Genomic DNA, 1,216 nt, shown 5'->3' with positions numbered 1-1,216 from the left:
TACTCGCCGCCTGCAGGACGTTTCGCCATTGCTTCCACCCCGAACACGGGCAGACTGGCGCTCCTGCCATTTTTGCCGATCAGGTCGGCCGCATCCCGGGTTTCCGGAACCACCTTCGCCGCAGGGGCAGGTTGGTCGAGGCGCCAGCCTCATCTCGATGCAAAGATGAGGTTGCGCTGATTTGAGCAGAAATTCAAGCTCCGGTCGCCGTCTCAACAGTGCGAGCGAAAACTGTCCAGATCAAAGGCGCCGGAGTTTCTCCTTGAGATCTTGCGCTCTGACAAAGTTGACGGCGTCACGCGATCGTTTCGAAAGATCGAACTCGGTCCTCGGACATAGGGGCGCCTGCGAGATTTTCGGTCATAATTTGCCCAGCTGTAACGAGTAAAGAGGGCCGGGTAGGACACAAGTGTGTGGCCTTACAAGGCTGGATCGCGCCGGAGGAGCCGATGCGCGACTGCACGGAGTGGGATGCGGCGCTGGACAAAGGCCCCATGGACTTTGCAGGCTCTGTATTCAAGGACCTCGCTGTGGCCACGCACGAGGCTCGGACTGTTCGAGGCGCCCACATCTGCGGCTGAAAGAGATTATTCCAGCCTTGATAGTGATGTCCGTGCCACTCAGTCCTCGATACCGTTGAGCGTCATGCGTGCCAGGAGGTGGAGGACTACGCCGATCAGAACGGCAGCCCAGGTTGCGACAGCGCGCTCGAACCCGGTGCCGCCCTTGAGGGCAATGAGTGCGAAGAAGTCGTTGACCAGGAAGCTGTTCGCCAGTCCCGCAACGACGAACGCGATGGCGAGCGCATTGAGAAACATCGCGGTAGTCCGCCGCCGCTCATTGCGGGCTGACTTGCCGCGAAGGCTTACCAAGCTGCGATCAGCCCAGAACAGAAAGAGTGCCAGGCAGAGCGGGCCGAGAACAATCCAGACCGCATCGAACGCATTGCTGACCTGCATCGCTCGCCCTCGGCTCGAATCATGGAGCCGTTTCGTCCTTGCGCTGAAGGAAGGAATTGCCGCCTCTGAGCGGAGCCAGCCCCGACGGCATGTGGATGCCATTCGACACTGGGCTTCAGTCGGCCAGGCTGCTCAGCTGTGCCTCCATAGGCATCTATCCGCGTAATTGCTCGCACGATGGATCGGCAACTAGTGGTTCTGACCCCGAGCCCGACGTTCTGACACGATGCTGTTGCCCGCTCCTGCGGAGAAGAACG

Annotated in this window: 1 protein-coding gene and 1 riboswitch; the gene reads right to left on the bottom strand. The window is 60.1% G+C overall.

Going from position 1 to position 1,216, the window contains the following annotated elements:
- Positions 1-58: 58 nt before the first annotated feature.
- Positions 59-166: riboswitch (SAM-I-IV-variant riboswitch) on the bottom strand.
- Positions 167-620: 454 nt separating this feature from the next.
- Positions 621-959 carry a hypothetical protein gene (locus WDW90_RS37310; protein ID WP_336492755.1) on the bottom strand — a complete coding sequence of 113 codons (339 nt, stop codon included), beginning with the start codon at positions 957-959 and terminating at the stop codon, positions 621-623.
- Positions 960-1,216 lie beyond the last annotated feature (257 nt).

It is taken from the genome of Methylobacterium nigriterrae (genome assembly GCF_037106235.1).
Taxonomy (GTDB): domain Bacteria; phylum Pseudomonadota; class Alphaproteobacteria; order Rhizobiales; family Beijerinckiaceae; genus Methylobacterium; species Methylobacterium nigriterrae.
The sequence above is the reverse complement of the archived record's forward strand: the minus strand, read 5'-3'. Positions and strand labels throughout refer to the sequence as shown.